Genomic DNA, 19,331 nt, shown 5'->3' with positions numbered 1-19,331 from the left:
GGAGTGGGACGGGGAGCCTGGTTCGGGAGGAGAGACCGATGGTCGACGGCGTGACCGAGTACGGCGAGCTCTACATCGGCGGAACGCTGGTGGCGCCCTCCGGCGCCGAGGTGATCGAGGTGATCTCCCCGCACACCGAGGAGGTCATCGGGCGCGTGCCGCACGCGGCCCGCGCGGACGTGGACCGCGCCGTCGCCGCCGCGCGCAGGGCCTTCGACGAGGGCCCGTGGCCGCGGATGAGCATCGAGGAGCGGATCGAGGTCTGCACCCGGATCAAGGACGGCATCGCCGCCCGCGCGGACGAGATCGCCCGGGTGATCAGCTCGGAGAACGGCTCGCCGTACTCCTGGAGCATCCTGGCCCAGGCCTTCGGGCCGGTGATGATCTGGGACTCGGCGATCGCGATCGCCCGTGACTTCCGCTTCGAGCAGTACCGCAGCGGCGTGCTCAGCCCGATCCTGGTCCGCCGCGAGCCGGCCGGCGTCGTCGCGGCCGTGGTCCCGTGGAACGTCCCGCAGTTCGTCGCGGCGGCCAAGCTCGCGCCCGCGCTGCTGGCCGGCTGCACCGTGGTGCTCAAGCCCTCGCCGGAGACGCCGCTCGACTCCTACATCCTCGCCGAGATCGCCACCGAGGCCGGCCTGCCCGAGGGCGTACTGAGCATCCTCCCGGCCGACCGCGAGGTCAGCGAGTACCTCGTCGGCCACCCCGGCATCGACAAGATCTCCTTCACCGGCTCGGTCGGGGCGGGCAAGCGGATCATGGAGGTCGCCTCGCGCAACCTCACCCGGGTCACCCTGGAGCTCGGCGGCAAGTCCGCGGCGATCCTGCTCGCCGACGCCGACATCGACGCCGCCGTGGCGAACCTGATGGGCGCCTCCTACATGAACAACGGCCAGGCCTGCGTCGCCCTCACGCGCGTGCTCGCGCCGCGCTCCCGCTACGACGAGATCGCGGACAAGATGGCCGCCGCCGTCAGCGGCCTGGTCGTCGGCGATCCGCTGGACGGCGCCACGCAGGTCGGCCCGCTGGTCGCCAAGCGCCAGCAACAGCGCAACCTCGACTACATCCGCATCGGCCAGGACGAGGGCGCCAAGGTCCTCACCGGCGGTGGCGTCCCCGCGGCGCAGCCGCGCGGCTGGTACGTCGAGCCGACGCTGCTGGGGTCCGTGGACAACCGGATGCGGGTGGCGCGCGAGGAGATCTTCGGCCCCGTCGTCTGCCTGCTGCCCTACGACGACGAGGCGGACGCGATCCGCATCGCCAACGACTCCGAGTACGGCCTTTCCGGCAGCGTCTGGGCGGGCGATCCTGTCCACGGCGTGGACGTCGCCCGGCAGGTGCGGACGGGCACCTTCTCGGTCAACAGCTTCAGTCTCGACTTCAACGGGCCGTTCGGCGGCTTCAAGAACTCCGGCCTGGGCCGGGAGTTCGGCCCGGAGGGCATGTCGGGCTTCCTGGAGGACAAGACCATCAACCTCCCGCAGGGGTACCCCGTCCCGGAGGGCAACTGAGATGGGTGACCGCTGGCGGCTGGAGGTCGACCGGCGCGTCTGCATCAGCAGTGGGTTCTGCGCGAACAGCGCGCCGGACGCGTTCAGGCTGGACGCCGCCCGGCAGTCGCACCCCGTCGACGACGAGATCGACGCGTCCGAGGTCGTCCTCGCCGCGGCGGAGACCTGCCCGGTGGAGGCGATCCTGATCCAGATGGCGGAGACCGGGGATCCGGTTTTCCCGGACTAGGGACGTTGCACTTCCTCAGGGGCGCGGGGAACTGCGCGAGCAACCCACTCCAGGCGGACGGCCCTGTTCGCGCGGGATCTCAAGGCCCAGGGTGGCTTGTCGCGCAGTTCCTCGCGCCCCCGGGGGAGTGCAACTAGCTCATCGTCAGAAGCTTGCAGGCCGTCTCGAGGTCGATGCGGACCTGGGCGATCGAGGCGCGGCCGCTCAGCCACGTCACCAGCGCCGAGTGCCAGGTGTGCTCGATGACCCGCACCGCGGCCAACTGCTCCCGCGTGGGGGGTTCCGTCAGGCCCATGGCGTCGAGGATGAGCTGTCCGGTGATCCGGCTGACCTGGTCCACCTCCGCACTCACCGAGCGGTCGGCGAAGGTCAGGGCGCGGACCATCGCCTCCGCGAGCTTTGGCTCGCGCTGCAGGCCGCGGAAGGTGCGCATCAGGGTGTCGGCCACGCGTGCCCCGGGGTCCTCGCCCTCGACGGGGTGCTTGCGGGTCTGCTCCTGGAAGATCTGCAACTGGTCCTGCATCGTCGCGACCAGCAGATGCACCTTGGACGGGAAGTACCGGTACAGCGTGCCCAGGGCGACGCCCGCCAGCTCCGCGACCTCGCGCATCTGGACCGCCTCGAAGCCGCCGCGCGACGCCAGTTGCGCGGCGGTGTGCAGGATGCGGCGGCGACGCGCCTCCTGCCGCTCGGTGAGTGGCGGCGCCGCCGGCCGCGGGCTGGTCGTCATCGGGCGCTCCTACGTGCCTACCGCTGGACCCCACGCATCATGGCCTACCGCGCGGGCGTGGCGCGAATCACCCGCCCCGCCCGATTTCGTAAAGCTACGGACCGGTAATCTTCAAGCTCTCTCGCTGCCGCCACGCTGGAACGTGTTCTAGATTACCCTGGCCGGGATCGCCCCGGGAGGCCCGGGACGCGCCCGGGACGACTGGGAGCGCGACGAGAGACCAGCAAGAGACCCAGGAGAGGGGTCCAGTTGACCGCGAGCCACGACGCGCCGCTGCGTATCGCGCTGCTCTCGTACAAGGGCAACCCGTTCTGCGGCGGCCAGGGCGTCTACGTCAGACACCTGTCGCGCGAGCTCGCCCGGCTCGGGCACGACGTGCGCGTGCTCGGCGGCCAGCCGTACCCCGTCCTGGACCACCACGCCGTCGACCCGGCCGGGCCGGGCCAGCTCGGCTTCACCGAGATCGCCAGTCTGGACCTCTATCGCGACCCGGACCCGTTCCGGACGCCCGGGCTCGCGGAGTACCGCGGGCCGGTCGACGTGCTGGAGACGGCGATCATGCGTACCGGCGGCTTCCCCGAGCCGCTGACCTTCAGCCTGCGGGCCCGGCGCCACCTCTCCCTGCACCGCGGCCGCTACGACGTCGTGCACGACAACCAGACCCTCGGCTACGGCCTGCTCGGTCTGGACCGGATCGGCTTCCCGCTGGTCACCACGATCCACCACCCCATCACCGTCGACCGGCAGCTCGACCTCGACGCCGCCGAGGGCACCCTCAAGAAGCTCTCCGTGCGCCGCTGGTACGGGTTCACGCGGATGCAGCGCCGCGTCGCCGCCCGTCTGGACTCGGTCCTGACGGTCTCCGAGAGCTCCGCCCGCGAGATCGTCGACCACCTCGACGTCGCGCCCGGCCGTGTGCACGTCGTGCCGATCGGCGCGGACGTGGAGCTGTGGTCGCCGGACGCGTCCGTCGCCGAGGTGCCGGGCCGGATCGTCACCACCGCCAGCGCCAACGTGCCGCTCAAGGGTCTGGTGCACCTGGTCGAGGCGCTCGCCAAGGTCCGCACCGAGCGCGAGGCGCACCTGGTCGTCGTCGGCAAGCGGCCCGAGGACGGGCCGGTCGCCGACGCGATCAAGCGGCTCGGCCTGGAGGACGCCGTCGAGTTCCGCGGCGGCATCGACGACGCGGCCTTCGTCGACCTGGTCCGCGGTGCCCAGGTGGCCTGCGTGCCCTCCCTCTACGAGGGCTTCTCGCTGCCCGCCGCCGAGGCGATGGCCACCGGCACGCCGCTGGTCGCCACGACCGGCGGCGCGATCCCCGAGGTCGCCGGCCCCGACGGCGAGACCTGCCTGGCCGTCCCGCCGGGCGACCCCGGCGCGCTGGCCGCCGCTCTCGGCAGGCTCCTGGACGAGCCGGAGCTGCGCGCCCGGATCGGTGCCGCGGGCCGTGCCCGCGTGCTGGAGCGCTTCACCTGGCGCCGCGCGGCCGAGCTGACCGTCGAGCGCTACCGCGAGGCGATCGCCACCGGCACCGGGCAGTCCGCCCGCGCCGGCCGCGGCTGGCGCTACGTCTGACCTTCCCTCGCTCTCCTTTTCTCTACTGCCCGTCACCGTTAGGAGCCCCGGCCGTGCTGACCGTCGACTTCTCCCGCTTTCCGATCGCCCCGGGCGACCAGGTGCTCGACCTCGGCTGCGGCGGCGGACGCCACGCCTTCGAGGTGTACCGGCGCGGTGGGCGCGTCGTCGCCCTGGACCAGAACGCGGACGAGATCCGCGAGGTGCGCAAGTGGTTCGCCGCGATGGAGCTGGAGGGCGAGGCCCCGGCCGGTGCCTCCGCGATCGCCGTCGAGGGCGACGCGCTGAACCTGCCGTTCCCGGACGACAGCTTTGACAAGATCATCATCTCCGAGGTGATGGAGCACATCCCGGACGACAAGGGCGTGCTCGCGGAGATGGTCCGCGTCCTCAAGCCGGGCGGTTCCATCGCCATCACCGTGCCGCGCTGGCTGCCCGAGCAGATCTGCTGGGCGCTCTCCGACGCCTACCACGAGGTCGAGGGCGGCCACATCCGCATCTACCGCGGCGACGAGCTGCTGGAGAAGATGCGCGGCGCGGGCCTGCTCCCGCACGGCACCCACCACGCCCACGCGCTGCACTCGCCGTACTGGTGGATCAAGTGCGCCGTCGGCGTCGACAACGACAAGGCGCTGCCCGTCCGCGCCTACCACCAGCTGCTGGTCTGGGACATCGTCGGCGCCCCGGTCGTCGGCAAGCTCACCCGGCTGACGGAGAAGGCGCTCAACCCCGTCATCGGCAAGAGCTTCGTCGCCTACGCGACCAAGCCCCGCACCGGTCAGGACGAGGCGTGAGGACGCTGACCCTGGACGGCGTGCTGACCGCCGAGCAGGCCGCGGCGACGGTACGCAGCATCCTGGCCGAGCAGCGCGCCGACGGCGCCATCCCGTGGTTCGCCGGCGGCCACCTCGACCCCTGGGACCACGTCGAGGCCGCCATGGCCCTGGACGTGGCCGGCGAGCACGCCGCGGCCGAGGCCGCCTACCGTTGGTTGATGGGCAGTCAGAACGCGGACGGCTCCTGGTATGCCGCCTACCGTGAGGGCGCCGCGAGCGACCTCAACCGCGAGTCCAACTTCTGCGCCTACGTGGCCGTCGGGGTCTGGCACCACCACCTCTCCACGGGCGACGACGCCTTCCTGGAGGAGATCTGGCCGACCGTCAGCCGGGCCATGGCCTTCGTGCTGGAGCTCGGCCGCGCGGACGGCACCGTCTCCTGGCGCCGCGAGGAGAACGGCACCACCCCCGACGAGGCGCTGCTGACCGGCTGCTCCAGCGTCCACCACGCGCTGCGCTGTGCCCTCGCCATCGCCGACTACCTCGAAGAGCCGCAGCCCGACTGGGAGTTGGCGGCCGGTCGACTCGGCCACGCGGTGGCCCACCACCCCGAGCGCTTCCTGGACAAGGACCGCTACTCGATGGACTGGTACTACCCGGTCCTCGGCACCGCGCTGCGCGGCGCGGCCGCGCGCGAGCGCATCGAGCGTGAGTGGGACCGCTTCGTCGTCCCGGGCCTGGGCGTGCGCTGCGTCTCGGACCGCCCGTGGGTCACCGGCGGCGAGAGCGCGGAGCTGGCGCTGGCCCTGTGGGCGATCGGCGAGTCCGAGCGCGCCGTGGAGATCCTGAAGTCCATCCAGCACCTGCGCCACGAGGACGGCGGCTACTGGACGGGCTACGTCTTCGAGGACGACGCGATCTGGCCCGAGGAGCGCACGACCTGGACGGCCGGTGCCCTGCTGCTCGCGGTCGCGGCGCTGGGCGGGGACGAGGCGACGGTCTCGGTCTTCGGCGGCGAGAAGCTCCCGGCGGGGCTCACGGAGGAGTGCTGCGCCGCGGTTCGCTGAACGGGACCGCTGGGTAGGGCAACGGGCTGCTAGCGTCCGCGTCATGGCTATGGACTGGCTCACACACGACCGTTACCTCGACTCCGCCGCCGCGGACGCGCGGCGCATCGCGGAGCTTGCCGAGGGCGCGGACCTCGGCGCCCCCGTCCCCAGTTGTCCCGAGTGGGCGCTGCGCGACCTCCTCTTCCACCAGGGCATGGTGTTCCGCTGGATCGGCGAGATCGTCGCCCGCAAGGCGACCGAGCGGCTGCCGTTCCGGGAGGTGCCGGACGCGGCGATGCCGGCCGGAGGGGAGGTCGCCTGGCTGCTCACCGGCGCGGACCGCACCGTGGCCACGCTCAGGGAGGCCGGGCCGGACGTCGCGGTCTGGGGCTGGGCCCAGGGCGGTGGCACCCGCTGGTGGGGCCGCCGGATCGCGCACGAGACGCTGGTGCACCGGATCGACGCCGAACTGACGCTCGGCGCGCGGCCGGAGGCCGAGCCCGCGCTGGCCGCCGACAACGTCGACGAGCTGCTGACCAACGCGCTGGACTTCACCGCCCGTGCCTTCGACAAGCGCGCCGCGCTCTCCGGCGCCGGAGACAGCCTGCACCTGCACGCCACCGACACCCCGGGCGAGTGGCAACTCCTGCGCGCCGAAGAGGGCTTCAGCCTCGACTACGGCCATGCCAAGGCGGACGCCGCGGTGCGCGGCACCGCCCGCGAGGTGATGCTCTGGCTCAACGGCCGCCTGCCGCAGGGGGACGCGGGCCCCGAGCGGTTCGGCGAGGAGCGCGTGCTGGAGCTGTGGCGCGGCAGCCTCAGCCTCGGCTGAAGCCATCGCCGGCCATCGGCCACCGGCCGCGGGCCACCGCCGGCCACCGCCGGCCGCCGACCCCCGCCGGTCGCGCGGCCTCAGAGCACCAGTTCCGCCAGCGTCCGCAGCGTCTCCGGATCGCGCGAGGTGACCAGCAGGTCCGTGACGGGGGTGCCCCGCCACGCCGCCAGCCGCTCCGCGATCCGCTCGCGCGGCCCCACCAGGCTGATCTCGTCGGCGAAGGCGGCCGGGACCGTCGCCACGGCCTCCTCGCGGCGCCCGGCCAGGAACAGCTCCTGGATGCGGCGCGCCTCGGCCTCGTAGCCCATCCTGGCCATCAGATCGGCGTGGAAGTTGCGGTGCTGCGCGCCCATGCCGCCGATGTAGAAGCCGAGCATGGCGCGGATCGGTGCCAGTCCCTCGTCCACGTTCGCGCAGACGCGGGCGTGGACGAGGGGCGCGACCACGAAGCCGGGGCGGGCGCCCGCCAGCGGTTCGGCGTAGACCTCGTGCCAGCGCTCGGGGGAGAAGTAGAGCGGGAGCCAGCCGTCGGCGATGCGGACGGTCTGGGCGATGTTCTTCGGCCCCTCCGCGCCGAGCAGGATCGGCAGGTCGGCGCGGAGCGGGTGCGTGATCGGCTTGAGCGGTTTGCCGAGGCCGGTGCCGTCCGGGCCGGGATAGGGGAGCGGGTGGTAGCGGCCGTCCAGGGAGACCGGCTTCTCGCGGCGCAGGGTCTGCCGGATGACGTCGACGTACTCGCGCACGGCGGTGAGCGGCGAGCGCGGGAACGGGCGCCCGTACCAGCCCTCCACCACCTGCGGGCCGGAGAGCCCGAGGCCCAGCAGGAGCCTGCCGCCGCTGAGGTGGTCGAGCGTCAGCGCGTGCATGGCGGTGGCGGTCGGGGTGCGGGCGGCCATCTGGGCGATGCCGGTGCCGAGGCGGATCCGGCTGGTGTGGGCGGCGATCCAGGTCAGTGGGGTGAACACGTCCGAACCCCAGGACTCGGCCGTCCACACCGAGTCGAAGCCGAGACGCTCCACCTCCTGGGCGAGCTCGACGAAGCCCGGGGTCGGTGCCGCGCCCCAGTAGCCGAGCACCAGACCGAGCCGCATGACAGGACCCCCTCGCTTATCTGACGGTGTGTCAGGTTAGCGAGGGGGTCCGCAAGGAACAAGACGGAACGCCAGGCAGGACCAGCAGGGCGGTCAGCCGCGCTGGATCCCCGAGGTGTCCACCAGCAGGCCGCTCTTGCCCTCCTGGGTCCGCGCGAGCAGTGCCTCGCCGCGCTGGGCGATGGCCAGGTACCAGGTGCCGGGGACGAGCTCGCCGACCGGGGCGCCGTTCGGGTCGCTCTCCGGAGCCAGTGGACGGGCGGCCGGAACCGCGAACCAGAACGGCGCGAAGGCGGCTGCGGGGGCAGCGGGCTCGCCGACCGGAGCCGGGGCTGGAGCCGCTGCGAGCGGCTGACCGCCGGGGCCGAGCCGGACCGTGGAGGCCGCGCCGGGCGGCGGGGTGTCCTGCGGCTCGGGCCGCGACAGGCGCGCGGTCGCGGTCTCGGCCCTCGGCGCCGGGGCCGGCACCGCGGCCGACTGCTCGCCGGGGTTGGGCAGCGGCAGGGTCGCCGCGGCCTGCTCCGGACCGTGGAACGCCTGGCCCGGGTGCGCCTGCTGCACCGGCTGCGGGTTGAAGTGGCCCACGTGCGACTGCTGGGCGCCCGGCACGGCCTCACCCGGGGCGGCGGGCGCGCCGAAGCCCTGGAAGCCCGGCTGGCCCGGTGCGCCCTGCGGCGCGTAGGGCGTCGGCGGTGCGAGCGGAGCCGCCGCCGGCAGCAGCGGCGCGGCGAGCACCGGAAGCACCGGACCGGCCACGGCGAGCACCACGCTCGCCGCGCAGAACAGGAAGGCGAGGAAGGCGCCCAGCTGCGGACCGGCGGAGACCTCGGCGTGCCCGAAGACCGCACCGGTCGGGCCGCCGAACAGCGTCCACAGCGCGGACCAGGCCGAAGCCACCGTCAGCACCACGCCCCAGGGCCGCAGTCCGATGCCGAGCGCGGACGGCTCGTTCGGCAGCAGCCGCCCGAGCAGCACCAGCACCGGCCCGATCACGCCCAGCAGCACCACGGCGGGCAGCAGCGGGAACAGCGCCGTGCTCCACGCGTTCGTCGAGCAGGAAGCGGACGGATCTCCGTTGCAGGACCCTGCGCTCGCCTGGAAGAAGGTGAAGAAGGAGGAGACGAGCAGCAGCAGCGCCGACGCCGCCAGCGCGGCGTCCCCTCGGGTGACGGATCGCAGATTCACCGCGTGAGCCTCTCGTGAGTCGTGGTCCGCTTGCGACCGTATCAGTCCGATCAGTGCGCCTCTTGGAGGATGAACTGGCTGAGCCCGTTCGCGATGCCCTGCGCCGCCTCCTGGCGCCACGAGGCCGACGTCAGCCGGTCCGCGTCGCCCGAGTTGCGCATGTTGGCGCACTCGATGAACACCTTCGGCACCGTGGACATGTTCAGGCCGCCCAGGTCGCTGCGGATGTCGTAGCCGACCCCGCCGTTGATGTAGTTGGCGAACGGCTCGCCGGTGGCGGCGTTGAACGCGGCGCGCACGTCCATGCCGAGAGTGTGCGACGGCCCGACGATCGCGGTGTTGTCCACCCCGCCCGCGTCCACCGCCTGCGGCATGATCACATGGAAGCCGTGGTCGCTCGACCCCGCGCCGTCGGCGTGGATGGAGATCGCCGCGTCCGCGTGGGCCCGGTTGCCGATGGCCGCGCGCTCGGTGACGCAGGGCCCCCAGGGGGTGTTGCCGTCCTGCGTCATGACGACCGTCGCCCCCTCGGCCTGGAGCAGCGTCCGCACCCGGCGCGCCACGTCGAGCGTGAACTGCGCCTCCGGGTAGCCCGCGTTGGTGGAGGCGCCGGTGGTGTCGCACGCCTTGCTGCTGTTGCCGACGAAGACCAGCTTGTTGATCTCGCTCGGGTGGTCGACGTTGCCCGGGTTGTGCCCCGGGTCCAGCAGCACGACCTTGCCCGCGAGCGGCTTGCCCTTCGACGCGGAGGGGGAGGGCGAGACCCCGGTCGTCGGGGTGCCGGAGGGGTGCCCGGCGGAGTTCGCCTTCGCGCCCGCGCTCGGGGAGCCCCAGCCGCCCGCGTCCTGGCTCGTCCCGCTGGCGGCGGGGTGGGCGTCCGCGCTCTTGCCGGGTTCGCCCGCTATCGCGTTCCAGCCGAGCCAGCCCGCGAAACAGAGCGGCACCAGGGCCGCCAGGACCAGCACGAACGTGGTGGCCCTGGTGCGCGGCGAGTGGTGCGGCCCGAGGTCGTCAGAAGTCATTTCCCGTCCACGAAGGCAGTCCGTACTGTGTGGCGATCGGCGTCCATTGCACCACGAACCCGTTCTTGTCCGCCGTGGCCGTGGTGTTCGCGCTGGTGATGGAGCCCGGCAGCTGGGCTCCCGGGGAGCAGTTGCCGGAGGCCAGCGAGCCCGCGTAGGACGCGTACGCGTCGTCGGCGGCGGCCGAGTCCCGCTCCGCCTGGGCGAGCTTCTGCGCCAGCGCGGCGCCGTTCGGCAGCTGGGAGAGGTCCAGCGCGCCGGCCTGGGTCGCGAGCGTCTGGCGGCTGGCCCCCGCGCTCTGGAACGCGCCCTGCGCGGCGGCGAGGTTCGTGCAGCTGCTGATGTCCGTCGCGGCGGTCGCGACGGAGAGCCGCACGGTCTTGCTCTGCGACAGCAGGGAGTCCACGGCCTGCGCCTGCGTCTGGGCGCTTCCGCTCGCGGAGGCGGAGGGGGAGGCGGAGGGGGACGCCGAGTCGCTGGGGCTACCGGAGTCGCTCGGGGCGGGCGAGGTGCTCGGCGCGGGCGAGGTGCTCGGTCCGGGGGACGGCTTCGACCCCTGCCCGAGGTGCAGCCCCCACACCGCGCCGACGCCCAGCAGGGCGGCGATCACGACGACGATCACGACGAGTACGCCCGTCGACAGGCCCGTCCGCCCCCCGGCGGCTCCTCCGTCCTGCTGCGCCCCGCCGAAGTCCGGCCGCTGGTACGGCCGCGGTCCACCCTGCGGCGGCACCTGCCCACCGCCGCCCTGCACCCCTGGCGGCACGTACGGCGCGGCCGCGCCGAAGCCGCCGGCCTGGGGCGCGGTGACGGTGGGGATGTAGGCGGTGTGGGCGTCCGGGGCTGTACCCGGGGCGGGGGTGGAGCCGGGCGGCGCGGCTGCCGGGCCGGTGGGCAGGTAGCCCGGTGCGGTGGGGGCTGCGCCCGGGGTGCGGGGCGCGAAGCCGGAGGTGGGTGGGGGCGGCGCCTGACCGGCGCCCTGGGTGGGCGCGGCCGGGCCGAAGCCGCCGGCCTGCGGTGCGGTGACGGTGGGCACGTAGCCCGTCGGGGCCGGCGGCTGGGCGGGCCGCGCGGGGCCTGCGGGGCCCGCGTCCTGGGGTGCCGGGCCGGGGCCGGGGGTGCCGGTCGGAGCCTGGGGCACGCCCGGTCCCGTGGTTTGCGGAGCCGGGGGCTGGTGCGGGGCGTTGCCCGGGAAGTACGGGCGGGCGATCGGCTGGTTCAGCTGAGTCGGCGGCGGTGCGTCCGGCGCCCCCGTCGGCGGGGCCGACGGGATCGGCGGTGCGTCCGGGACCCCCGTCGGCGGGGCCGACGGGACCGGCGGGAGGACCGCCGTCTCCTCGGCGTCGCTCGGTGCCGGGGCACCCCCGGAGGCCTCCGCACGGCGCAGCGGGGTCGTGCGTGGTTCGGCGCGGCGGACCCAGCCGCCCGCACCGCCGTTGGCGGTCGGATCCCAGACCGCAGGGGTCGTGCCGTCCCGATCGCTCATGTCCGCACCTCGCCGCGTACCGCAGGTTCCCCGAAACCGATCGGCGCCACCGTATCGAAAGCCTGTCGCCCGTAGGCGGCTTTGCGCGAGCAAGATCCTCCTACCCGCGGCTCAGCACCCGCAGTGAGCCGGTGACGGAGACCTCGCGGAAGCCCTCCGCGAGCGCCCGCAGGTAGACCCGGTAGGGGGCCTGGCCCCCGTCCGCCGGGTCGGGGAAGACGTCGTGGACGACGAGCAGGCCCTCGGGGGCGAGGTGCGGGACCCAGCCCTCGTAGTCGCCGGTGGCGTGCTCGTCGGTGTGGCCGCCGTCGACGAAGACCAGGCCGACCTGCGTGCCCCACAGGCGCGCCAGCTGCGGCGAGCGGCCGACCAGCGCGACGACGTACGGCTCCAGGCCGGCCGCGTGCAGGGTGCGGCGGAAGCGGGGGAGGGTGTCCATCACGCCGACCTCGGGATCGACCAGGCTGGTGTCGTGGTACTCCCAGCCGGGCTGCTGCTCCTCCGAGCCCCGGTGGTGGTCCACGGTGACCGTGACGGTCCCGGCCAGGCGCGCGGCCTCGGCGAGCAGGATCGTGGAGCGGCCGCAGTACGTGCCGATCTCCAGCAGCGGCAGGCCCGTGCGGGTGGCCGCCTCGACGGCCGCCGCGTACAGGGCCAGGCCCTCGTCCACGGGCATGAAGCCCGTCGCCGCCTCGAAGGCGGCCAGCACCCGCGCCTGCGGGAGGGCGGCGGGGCCGGTCTCCGGCGTGGTCTCCCGTGCCTGTGGCGTCTGTCGCGTCGCGTCCATAGCGCGCCACCCTACCGGCCGGTCACTTCTGTGCACCCGGCCGGTAGGCACCTCGGGGACCTGTGTCAACGGACGAGCAGAGCCTCGGCGTCGATCGCGGTGGAGTCCGCCGTGCCCGCATGATCGCGGGCTCCGCCGTCTCGCGGCTGCGAGCGAAGGCGAGCCGCAGGTGGGTGGGCGGAAACGTGCCGTCGAAGTCGTCGTGGGTCGGCTCGGAGACCAGCACGCGCGAACCCGAGCATTCTGGGCAAACGGTGTTTTCGCTCGTCCTGGGCGGGGTCATGGCTGGCCGGAGATCAGGCCGGATGCGGCGGCTGTGACGAAAGTCGGGTCCATCGCCGGACTTCCCAATTACTGCAACACGTTCTAATCTGACGCCACGTCAGCAGCAGAAGGGGGCGTCATGGCTGTCGGCATCAGCGAGGAGCACCGGGAGCTGCGGGGCTCGGTGCGCCGCCTGCTGGAGCGGGAGGTGTCCGGGCCGGTGGTCAGGGCGGCGCTGGCGGAGGGGCCGGGTGCGGTGGGGACCGCCCGGCCCCTGTGGTGGAAGGGGCTGGCCGAGCAGGGGCTGCTCGGCCCGCACCTTCCCGAGGAGTCGGGCGGGGGCGGCGGCGGGCTGCTGGACCTGGCCGTCGTCGTCGAGGAGACCGGCCGCGGGCTGCTGCCCGGTGGCTATCTGCCGACGGTCCTCGCCGCCACGCTGCTGGCCCACGCCGATCCGGCGGACAGCCGGCTCGCCGCGCTCGCCGAGGGCGGGCTCACCGCCGCCGTGGCCTGGAAGGGAACGGTGAGCGCCACCCCGGGCGGGCGGCTGGCCGGGCGGGCCGAGGTCGTCCTCGGCGCGGCCGAGGCCGAGCTCCTGCTGGTCCGGGCCGTCGCCGAGCAGGGGCCGGCCTGGTACGCCGTGCCTGCCTCCGCCGCGCGGATCGTGCCCCTCGCCGGACTGGACCTCTCCCGCGGCCTGGCCCGCGTCGAGTTCGGCGACGAGGCCGCCGGCGAGCCCGCCGAACGTCTGCCCGGCCTCGCTGGTCCGGACGCCGACGCCCTGGCGCAGGCCCTGGCACGGACCGTGCTGGCCGCCGAGGCCTGCGGGATCGCCCGCTGGGCCCTGGAGACGGCCGTCGCCCACGCGCGCGTCCGCGAACAGTTCGGGCGGCCCATCGGCCAGTTCCAGGCCGTCAAACACCTGTGCGCCACGCTGCTGGTGCGCGCGGAGAAGGCCGCCGCCGCGACCTGGGCGGCCGCGCGCGAGACCACGCCGCTGACCGCCGCCGTCGCCGCGGCCCTCGCCGCCGACGCGGCCTGCGCCAATGCCGAGGACTGCATCCAGATCCTCGGCGGCATCGGCTTCACCTGGGAGCACGACGCCCACCTGCGCCTGCGCCGCGCCCTCGCACTGCGCCAACTCCTCGGTGGTGACGGCGCGCTGTGGCGCACCGTGGCCACCGCCGCCGCCCGGAGCGACCAGTGGCGTCCGCAACTGGAACTGCCGCCCGAGGCCGAGGAGTTCCGCGCCGAGGCACGCGCGGCCGCCGACTCCGTCTGTGGACTCGACCCGGCCGAACAGCGCCGCCGCCTCGCCCCCGGGGGCTGGGCCGCGCCGCACCTCCCGCCGCCCTACGGGCTGGGGGCCGGGCCGCTGCGCCAACTGGTGGTCGAACAGGAGCTGCGCGCCGGTGGCGTCCGGCTGCCGGACCTGACCATCGGCAACTGGGTGGTTCCCTCCCTGGCCGCCCACGGCACCGACGCGCAGCGCGAGCGCCTGCTGATGCCCACGCTGCGCGGCGAACTGACCTGGTGCCAGCTGTTCTCCGAACCCGAGGCCGGCTCCGACCTGGCCGCGCTGCGCACCCGCGCCGTCCGTCAGGAGGACGGCAGCTGGCGCGTCGACGGGCAGAAGGTGTGGACCTCCAGCGCCCGCACCGCCGACTACGGCATCCTGCTGGCCCGCACCTCCCCCGAGAAGCCCAAGCACAAGGGCCTCACCTACTTCGTCGTCGACATGCGCGCCACGCCCGGCGTCGAGATCCGCCCGCTGCGTGAGCTCACCGGCGACGCCGTCTTCAACGAGGTCTTCCTCGACGACGTGCGGCTGCCCGCGGACGCGGTCGTCGGCGCCGTCGACGACGGCTGGCGCGTGGCCCGGCACACGCTCGGCAACGAGCGGGTCCACATGGCCGACTCCAGCCCCACCGGCCCGGCCGTCCAGCGGCTGCTGCGCGCGCCCGGCGCCGACCCGGTCGTCCTCGGCCGGCTCGTCGCCGACGAACAGGTGCTGACCTGCATCGACCTGCGCACCACGCTCAGCGCGCTCGACGGACTCGATCCCGGCGCGGGCGGCAGTGTGCGCAAGCTCGTCTCCGCGCCCCACGCGCAGCGCGTCGCCTCCTACGCGCTGGAGCTGTGCGGGGAGGCGGGCGCGGTCTACGAGGGCCTGGGCCGCGAGGTGGGGCACGCGCTGCTGATGTCGCGCTGCCTGACCATCGCCGGCGGCACCACCCAGGTCCAGCTGAACGTCGTCGCCGAGCGCATCCTCGGCCTCCCGCGCGACCCGCAGGCGTAACGAGAAGGACCGGAGAAGAGATGACCGAGAAGGTGTTCCTCGTCGGCGTCGGCATGACGAAGTTCGAGAAGCCGGAGACCAGGGAGTGGCACTACTGGGACATGGCCAAGGAGGCCGGCGAGGCCGCCCTGGCCGACGCGGGCATCGGCTACGACCTCGTGGAGCAGGCCGCCGTCGGCTACTGCCACCAGGCCTCCACGGCTGGTCAGCGCGCGGTCTACACGATCGGCCTTTCCGGCGTGCCCGTCTACAACGTCAACAACAACTGCGCCACCGGCGCCACCGCGCTGATGACGGCCCGGCAGTTCGTGGCGGGCGGGCTGAACGACTGCGTCCTGGCGCTCGGCTTCGAGCAGATGAGCAAGGGCGCGCTCGGCGGCGGCGCCGGTGCGGGCGGCTTCGCGGCCAGTCCCGTCGCCCGCCACTACGGCGTCATGGCCGCCCGGCACGGCTTCGAGGCGAGCCCGCCCACCGCGCAGATCTTCGGCAACGCCGCCCGTGAGCACATGGAGCGGTACGGCACCACCGCCGAGCAGCTCGCGCTGGTCGGCGTGAAGAACCACCGGCACTCCACGGCCAACCCGCGCGCCCAGTTCCGCGACGAGTACAGCCTGGAGGAGGTGCTGGGCGCGCGGACGATCCACGCGCCGCTCACCAAGCTCCAGTGCTCGCCCACCTCCGACGGCGGCGCGGCCGCCGTGGTGGCGAGCGAGCGCTTCGTGCGTGCGCACGGCCTGCAGGACCGCGCCGTGGAGATCGTCGGCCAGGCGATGACCACGGACACCGAGGAGAGCTTCGCCTCCGGCTCCTGCGTCGACGTCGTCGGCAAGCCGATGTCGCGCGAGGCCGGGCGGGCCGTCTTCGGGCAGTCCGGGCTCGGCATCGAGGACGTGGACGTCGTCGAACTGCACGACTGCTTCTCCGTCAACGAGATCCTCACCTACGAGGCGCTCGGCATGTGCCCGGACGGCGCGGGCGGCAAACTCGTCGCCGAGGGCGCCACGACCTACGGCGGCCGGTGGGTGGTCAACCCGTCCGGCGGACTGATCTCCAAGGGACACCCGCTCGGTGCCACCGGGCTGGCCCAGTGCGCCGAGCTGGTCTGGCAGTTGCGTGGTGAGGCGGACGGCCGTCAGGTCGCGGGCGCGCGCGTGGGCCTGGCCCACAACATCGGCCTCGGCGGCGCGGCCGTGGTCACGATGCTGCGGCGGTGAGGCGATCGGCCACTCGGCTGCGGGATGTGACTGACCCGTGTCGATGCGTTCTCAAGTCACGAGCTTTGCGCTAGAACTTGTTCTAGCTCGCTCCTCCTCGTTCCACCCGCTCCACCCCACAGCCCGCGGGACCGGCCGGACCACCGAAGCAGCCGGAACCCGCGTCGAAGCGACCCCGGCGCGGCCGACGGTGCGGACGGCCGCGTCGGGGTCCACCAATGCCCTTAAGGTTCTCGAAAGAGGCTCTCCATGCCCATCAACCCCGCCGAAGCCCTCGCCGCCCCGGCCCGCCACACCGAACTCGCCTGGGACCACAAGGACGTGATCCTCTACCACCTGGGCATCGGTGCGGGCGCGCAGCGGCCGGCCACCGACCCCGACGAACTGCGCTGGACCTACGAGAAGGACCTCCAGGTCCTGCCCAGCTTCGTCACCGTCGCCGGCGGCGGGCTGGCCAAGGCGGGCGCGTTCAACCTGCCGGGGCTCCAGATCAACCTCGCCCAGGTGCTCCATGGCGGCCAGCGCATCGAGCTGCACCGGCCGATCCCGGCCACCGGCCAGGGCACGCTGACCAGTTCGCTCGCCGCGATCTACGACAAGGGCAAGGCGGCGGTCCTGGTCATGCGCAGCGAGGCCGCCGACGCCGACGGTCCTCTCTACACCTGCGACACCGAGATCTTCGTCCGCGGCGAGGGCGGCTTCGGCGGCGAGCGCGGCGAGAGCGTCCGCCTGGAGCTGCCCGCGCGCGAGCCCGACGCGGTCCGCGAGATCCCCGTCCGCCACGACCAGGCGCTGCTCTACCGCCTCTCCGGCGACTGGAACCCCCTCCACGCCGACCCCGACTTCGCCAAGCTCGCCGGGTTCGACCGCCCGATCCTGCACGGGCTGTGCTCCTACGGCGTCACCCTCAAGGCCGTCGTGGACGCCGTGCTCGGCGGCGACGCCTCCCGCGTGCGCGAGTACCGCACCCGCTTCGCCGGGATCTTCTTCCCCGGCGAGACGCTCCGCGTGCGGATCTGGCGCGACGGCGCCGACAAGCTGCTCGTCAGCGCGACCAGCGTGGAGCGCGACGACGCGCCCGTCCTCGCCGACACCGTCGTCACCTACCAGCCCTGACGCTTCCGTTCTCCCTTTCTGCCTTTCTCTCTCTCCCTCCGCACCGACCCAGTTTCCGCACCGAATTGACCGAGGAGCGAAGACCATGCGCGCAGCGGTTCTGCACGAGACCGGCCAGGAGAAGCTGGAGGTCCACGACGGCGTCGAGACCCCCGCCACCGGTCCCGGCCAGGTCCGGGTCGCCCTGAAGGCCGCCAGCCTGTGCCACTCCGACCTGTCCGCGATGAGCGGCGTGCTGCCGCAGCCCGCGCCGTTCGTGCCCGGCCACGAGGGCGCCGGCGAGATCACCGAGGTCGGCGCGGGCGTGACGGGCCTCGCCGTCGGCGACCGCGTCATCGTCTGCTGGATGCCGCCCTGCGGCGCCTGCCCCTCCTGCCTGCGCGGCGAGGGCAACCTGTGCCTGGCCGCCTTCGCCAACATGGGCACGCCGAACTACAAGCACGACGGCAAGGACATCTTCGGCTTCTCCGCCACCGGCACCTTCGCCGAGGAGAGCGTCGTCGCCGCGGGCTGCGCGGTGAAGATCCCCGACGACGTCCCCTACGAGGTCGCCGCCCTCATCGGCTGCGGCGTCACCACCGGCGTCGGCGCCGCGATCAACACCGCCAGGGTCAAGCCCGGTTCGAGCGTCGTCGTGATCGGCTGCGGCGGCGTCGGCATAGCCGCGATCCAGGGCGCCAAGATCTGCGGCGCCGCCCAGATCCTCGCCGTCGACCCCGTCGCCTCCCGCCGTGAGTGGGCGCTTCGCTTCGGCGCGACCGAGGCCGTCCACCCCGACGACCTGAACGACGCCAAGGCCCGGATCACCGCCGGCGAGGGCTTCGACTACGCCTTCGAGGTCGTCGGCCGCTCCGCCACCGTCCGCACCGCCTACGACGCCGTCCGGCGCGGCGGCGCGCTCGTCGTCGTCGGCGCGGGCGCCATGGACGACCACGCGCAGTTCAACATGTTCGAGATGTTCTTCAACGAGAAGCGCATCCTGCCGTCCCTGTACGGGGGCGCGGACGTGCCCGCCACCTACCGCAAGGTCATCGAGCTGTGGCGGGCCGGCCGCCTCGACCTGGAGGGCATGGTCACCCACCACGTCGAGCTGGAGCACGTCAACGACGCGATCGAGCAGATGCGGACGGGTGAGGCGCTGCGCACCGTCATCACCATGGGGGCGGACGCGTGACCACCACCTCGCTGTCCGGCCTGACCGCGATCGTCACCGGCGCGGGGCGCGGCCTCGGCCGCGCCGAGGCCCTCGAACTCGCCCGCGCGGGCGCGAACGTCGTCGTCAACGACTTCGGCGCGCCCGGCCGCGACGGCAGTGGCGGCGCGTCCGCCGCGCCCGCGGACGAGACCGTCGCGGAGATCCTGGCCCTCGGCGGCCAGGCCGTCGCCCACTACGGCGACGTGGCCGAGATCGGCGTCGCGGCAGAGCTGGTCGAGCTGGCGGTCTCCACCTACGGGCAGCTCGACATCGTGGTCAACAACGCCGGCATCCTGCGCGACCGCATGGTCTTCTCCATGACCGAGGAGGAGTGGGACTCCGTCATCCGCGTCCACCTGCGCGGCCACTTCGCCACGACGCGCGCGGCGTCCGCGCACTGGCGCGACCGCAGCAAGGCGGCCGGGGCGCCGGTCTACGGGCGGATCGTCAACACCTCGTCCGAGGCGTTCGTGGCGGGCTCGGCGGGCCAGCCGAACTACGCCGCCGCGAAGGGCGGCATCGTCGGCCTCACCACGAGCTGTGCGAGTGCGCTGGCCCGGTACGGCGTCACCTCCAACGTCATCTGCCCGCGCGCACGGACGCGGATGACGGAGGATGTCTTCGTCGGCTCGATGGGCGCGCCCGAGAGCGGGATCGACCCGCTGGCCCCCGAGCACGTCGCTCCGCTGGTCGCCTATCTGTCGTCCCCGGCGGCTGCGGCGGTGAACGGACAGTGCTTCGTCGTCCACGGCGGCATGGTTGCGGTGCTGGGGGCTCCGCCGGTGCTGGCCAAGTTCGACACGGCGAAGGAGGTCTTCACACCGGGCGAGCTGGACGAGCTGATGTCGCCGTTCTACGCGGAGCGGAAGCCGGGCGACGGCTTCGCCAACACGGCGGTGCTGGGGCTGAAGCACGGGCGGTAACCATCAGGCGCGCGGGGAACTGCGCGAGCAACCAACGGCGTGCG

Annotated in this window: 17 protein-coding genes; 11 read left to right on the top strand and 6 right to left on the bottom strand. The window is 73.6% G+C overall.

From position 1 onward, the window contains the following. Positions 1–38: 38 nt before the first annotated feature. Both ABH931_RS03115 and ABH931_RS03110 read left to right on the top strand, forming a co-directional pair. A complete protein-coding gene (locus tag ABH931_RS03115; protein WP_370109613.1) occupies positions 39–1,511 on the top strand; it encodes an aldehyde dehydrogenase in 1,473 nt (490 codons plus the stop codon). A 1-nt stretch (position 1,512) separates the two neighbouring features. Further along, positions 1,513–1,740, top strand: coding sequence for a ferredoxin (locus tag ABH931_RS03110; protein ID WP_370109612.1), 228 nt, complete (start codon positions 1,513–1,515; stop codon positions 1,738–1,740). A 133-nt stretch (positions 1,741–1,873) separates the two neighbouring features. Here ABH931_RS03110 and ABH931_RS03105 read toward each other — a convergent pair whose 3' ends face one another. Beyond that, positions 1,874–2,470, bottom strand: coding sequence for a TetR family transcriptional regulator (locus tag ABH931_RS03105; RefSeq protein WP_370109611.1), 597 nt, complete (start codon positions 2,468–2,470; stop codon positions 1,874–1,876). Positions 2,471–2,719: 249 nt separating this feature from the next. Here ABH931_RS03105 and ABH931_RS03100 point away from each other — a divergent pair, with 249 nt between their 5' ends. From ABH931_RS03100 to ABH931_RS03085, 4 genes are read left to right on the top strand one after another with little or no spacing between them, the layout of a single operon-like run. Continuing rightward, entirely contained in the window at positions 2,720–4,045 is a 1,326-nt protein-coding gene (locus ABH931_RS03100; protein ID WP_370109609.1) for a glycosyltransferase family 4 protein, read from the top strand. A 53-nt stretch (positions 4,046–4,098) separates the two neighbouring features. After that, entirely contained in the window at positions 4,099–4,839 is a 741-nt protein-coding gene (locus ABH931_RS03095; RefSeq protein WP_370109607.1) for a class I SAM-dependent methyltransferase, read from the top strand. A 20-nt stretch (positions 4,840–4,859) separates the two neighbouring features. After that, positions 4,860–5,888, top strand: coding sequence for a prenyltransferase (locus ABH931_RS03090; protein ID WP_370110043.1), 1,029 nt, complete (start codon positions 4,860–4,862; stop codon positions 5,886–5,888). 43 nt (positions 5,889–5,931) lie between these two features. Beyond that, a complete protein-coding gene (locus ABH931_RS03085) occupies positions 5,932–6,702 on the top strand; it encodes a maleylpyruvate isomerase family mycothiol-dependent enzyme (RefSeq protein WP_370109606.1) in 771 nt (256 codons plus the stop codon). Positions 6,703–6,782: 80 nt separating this feature from the next. Here the strand turns inward: ABH931_RS03085 and ABH931_RS03080 are convergent, their stop codons facing one another. The 5 genes from ABH931_RS03080 to ABH931_RS03060 all read right to left on the bottom strand — a co-directional run bounded on the left by ABH931_RS03080 (position 6,783) and on the right by ABH931_RS03060 (position 12,276). Then, positions 6,783–7,796 carry an LLM class F420-dependent oxidoreductase gene (locus tag ABH931_RS03080; RefSeq protein ID WP_370109604.1) on the bottom strand — a complete coding sequence of 338 codons (1,014 nt, stop codon included), beginning with the start codon at positions 7,794–7,796 and terminating at the stop codon, positions 6,783–6,785. Positions 7,797–7,889: 93 nt separating this feature from the next. After that, on the bottom strand, positions 7,890–8,981 hold the full coding sequence (locus ABH931_RS03075; RefSeq protein ID WP_370109602.1) for a hypothetical protein: 1,092 nt from the start codon (positions 8,979–8,981) through the stop codon (positions 7,890–7,892). 50 nt (positions 8,982–9,031) lie between these two features. Further along, a complete protein-coding gene (locus tag ABH931_RS03070) occupies positions 9,032–10,003 on the bottom strand; it encodes an N-acetylmuramoyl-L-alanine amidase (protein ID WP_370109600.1) in 972 nt (323 codons plus the stop codon). Continuing rightward, positions 9,993–11,489: a hypothetical protein gene (locus ABH931_RS03065; RefSeq protein ID WP_370109599.1), complete on the bottom strand. Its 1,497-nt coding sequence runs from the start codon at positions 11,487–11,489 to the stop codon at positions 9,993–9,995. The genes ABH931_RS03070 and ABH931_RS03065 overlap by 11 nt, the downstream gene beginning before the upstream one ends. 100 nt (positions 11,490–11,589) lie before the next feature. Further along, the gene (locus tag ABH931_RS03060) at positions 11,590–12,276 is read right to left on the bottom strand and encodes a class I SAM-dependent methyltransferase (RefSeq protein ID WP_370109597.1); all 687 of its coding nucleotides are present in this window, start codon (positions 12,274–12,276) and stop codon (positions 11,590–11,592) included. 403 nt (positions 12,277–12,679) lie between these two features. Between ABH931_RS03060 and ABH931_RS03055 the strand changes: the two genes are divergently transcribed. The 5 genes from ABH931_RS03055 to ABH931_RS03035 all read left to right on the top strand — a co-directional run bounded on the left by ABH931_RS03055 (position 12,680) and on the right by ABH931_RS03035 (position 19,287). Further along, positions 12,680–14,839 carry an acyl-CoA dehydrogenase family protein gene (locus ABH931_RS03055; RefSeq protein ID WP_370109594.1) on the top strand — a complete coding sequence of 720 codons (2,160 nt, stop codon included), beginning with the start codon at positions 12,680–12,682 and terminating at the stop codon, positions 14,837–14,839. Positions 14,840–14,859: 20 nt separating this feature from the next. Further along, positions 14,860–16,053 (top strand): lipid-transfer protein, encoded by a 1,194-nt coding sequence (locus ABH931_RS03050; protein WP_370109593.1) that lies wholly within the window; start codon positions 14,860–14,862, stop codon positions 16,051–16,053. Positions 16,054–16,302: 249 nt separating this feature from the next. Then, positions 16,303–17,169: a MaoC/PaaZ C-terminal domain-containing protein gene (locus ABH931_RS03045; RefSeq protein ID WP_370109591.1), complete on the top strand. Its 867-nt coding sequence runs from the start codon at positions 16,303–16,305 to the stop codon at positions 17,167–17,169. An 85-nt stretch (positions 17,170–17,254) separates the two neighbouring features. After that, positions 17,255–18,343: a Zn-dependent alcohol dehydrogenase gene (locus tag ABH931_RS03040; protein ID WP_370109590.1), complete on the top strand. Its 1,089-nt coding sequence runs from the start codon at positions 17,255–17,257 to the stop codon at positions 18,341–18,343. Further along, the gene (locus tag ABH931_RS03035; protein WP_370109588.1) at positions 18,340–19,287 is read left to right on the top strand and encodes a 3-oxoacyl-ACP reductase; all 948 of its coding nucleotides are present in this window, start codon (positions 18,340–18,342) and stop codon (positions 19,285–19,287) included. Before ABH931_RS03040 ends, ABH931_RS03035 begins: the two co-directional genes overlap by 4 nt. Positions 19,288–19,331 lie beyond the last annotated feature (44 nt).

Source organism: Streptacidiphilus sp. MAP12-33 (assembly GCF_041261265.1).
Classification (GTDB): Bacteria; Actinomycetota; Actinomycetes; order Streptomycetales; family Streptomycetaceae; genus Streptacidiphilus.
The sequence above is the reverse complement of the archived record's forward strand: the minus strand, read 5'-3'. Positions and strand labels throughout refer to the sequence as shown.

Excerpts from the sequence above, each read along its gene's own strand:
- ABH931_RS03110 (WP_370109612.1), top strand. The coding sequence starts at position 1,513 with ATGGGTGACCGCTGGCGGCTGGAGGTCGACCGGCGCGTCTGCATCAGC.
- ABH931_RS03115 (WP_370109613.1), top strand. The coding sequence starts at position 39 with ATGGTCGACGGCGTGACCGAGTACGGCGAGCTCTACATCGGCGGAACG.
- ABH931_RS03105 (WP_370109611.1), bottom strand. The coding sequence starts at position 2,470 with ATGACGACCAGCCCGCGGCCGGCGGCGCCGCCACTCACCGAGCGGCAG.
- ABH931_RS03050 (WP_370109593.1), top strand. The coding sequence starts at position 14,860 with ATGACCGAGAAGGTGTTCCTCGTCGGCGTCGGCATGACGAAGTTCGAG.
- ABH931_RS03060 (WP_370109597.1), bottom strand. The coding sequence starts at position 12,276 with ATGGACGCGACGCGACAGACGCCACAGGCACGGGAGACCACGCCGGAG.
- ABH931_RS03065 (WP_370109599.1), bottom strand. The coding sequence starts at position 11,489 with ATGAGCGATCGGGACGGCACGACCCCTGCGGTCTGGGATCCGACCGCC.
- ABH931_RS03045 (WP_370109591.1), top strand. The coding sequence starts at position 16,303 with ATGCCCATCAACCCCGCCGAAGCCCTCGCCGCCCCGGCCCGCCACACC.
- ABH931_RS03080 (WP_370109604.1), bottom strand. The coding sequence starts at position 7,796 with ATGCGGCTCGGTCTGGTGCTCGGCTACTGGGGCGCGGCACCGACCCCG.
- ABH931_RS03055 (WP_370109594.1), top strand. The coding sequence starts at position 12,680 with ATGGCTGTCGGCATCAGCGAGGAGCACCGGGAGCTGCGGGGCTCGGTG.
- ABH931_RS03040 (WP_370109590.1), top strand. The coding sequence starts at position 17,255 with ATGCGCGCAGCGGTTCTGCACGAGACCGGCCAGGAGAAGCTGGAGGTC.
- ABH931_RS03085 (WP_370109606.1), top strand. The coding sequence starts at position 5,932 with ATGGCTATGGACTGGCTCACACACGACCGTTACCTCGACTCCGCCGCC.
- ABH931_RS03070 (WP_370109600.1), bottom strand. The coding sequence starts at position 10,003 with ATGACTTCTGACGACCTCGGGCCGCACCACTCGCCGCGCACCAGGGCC.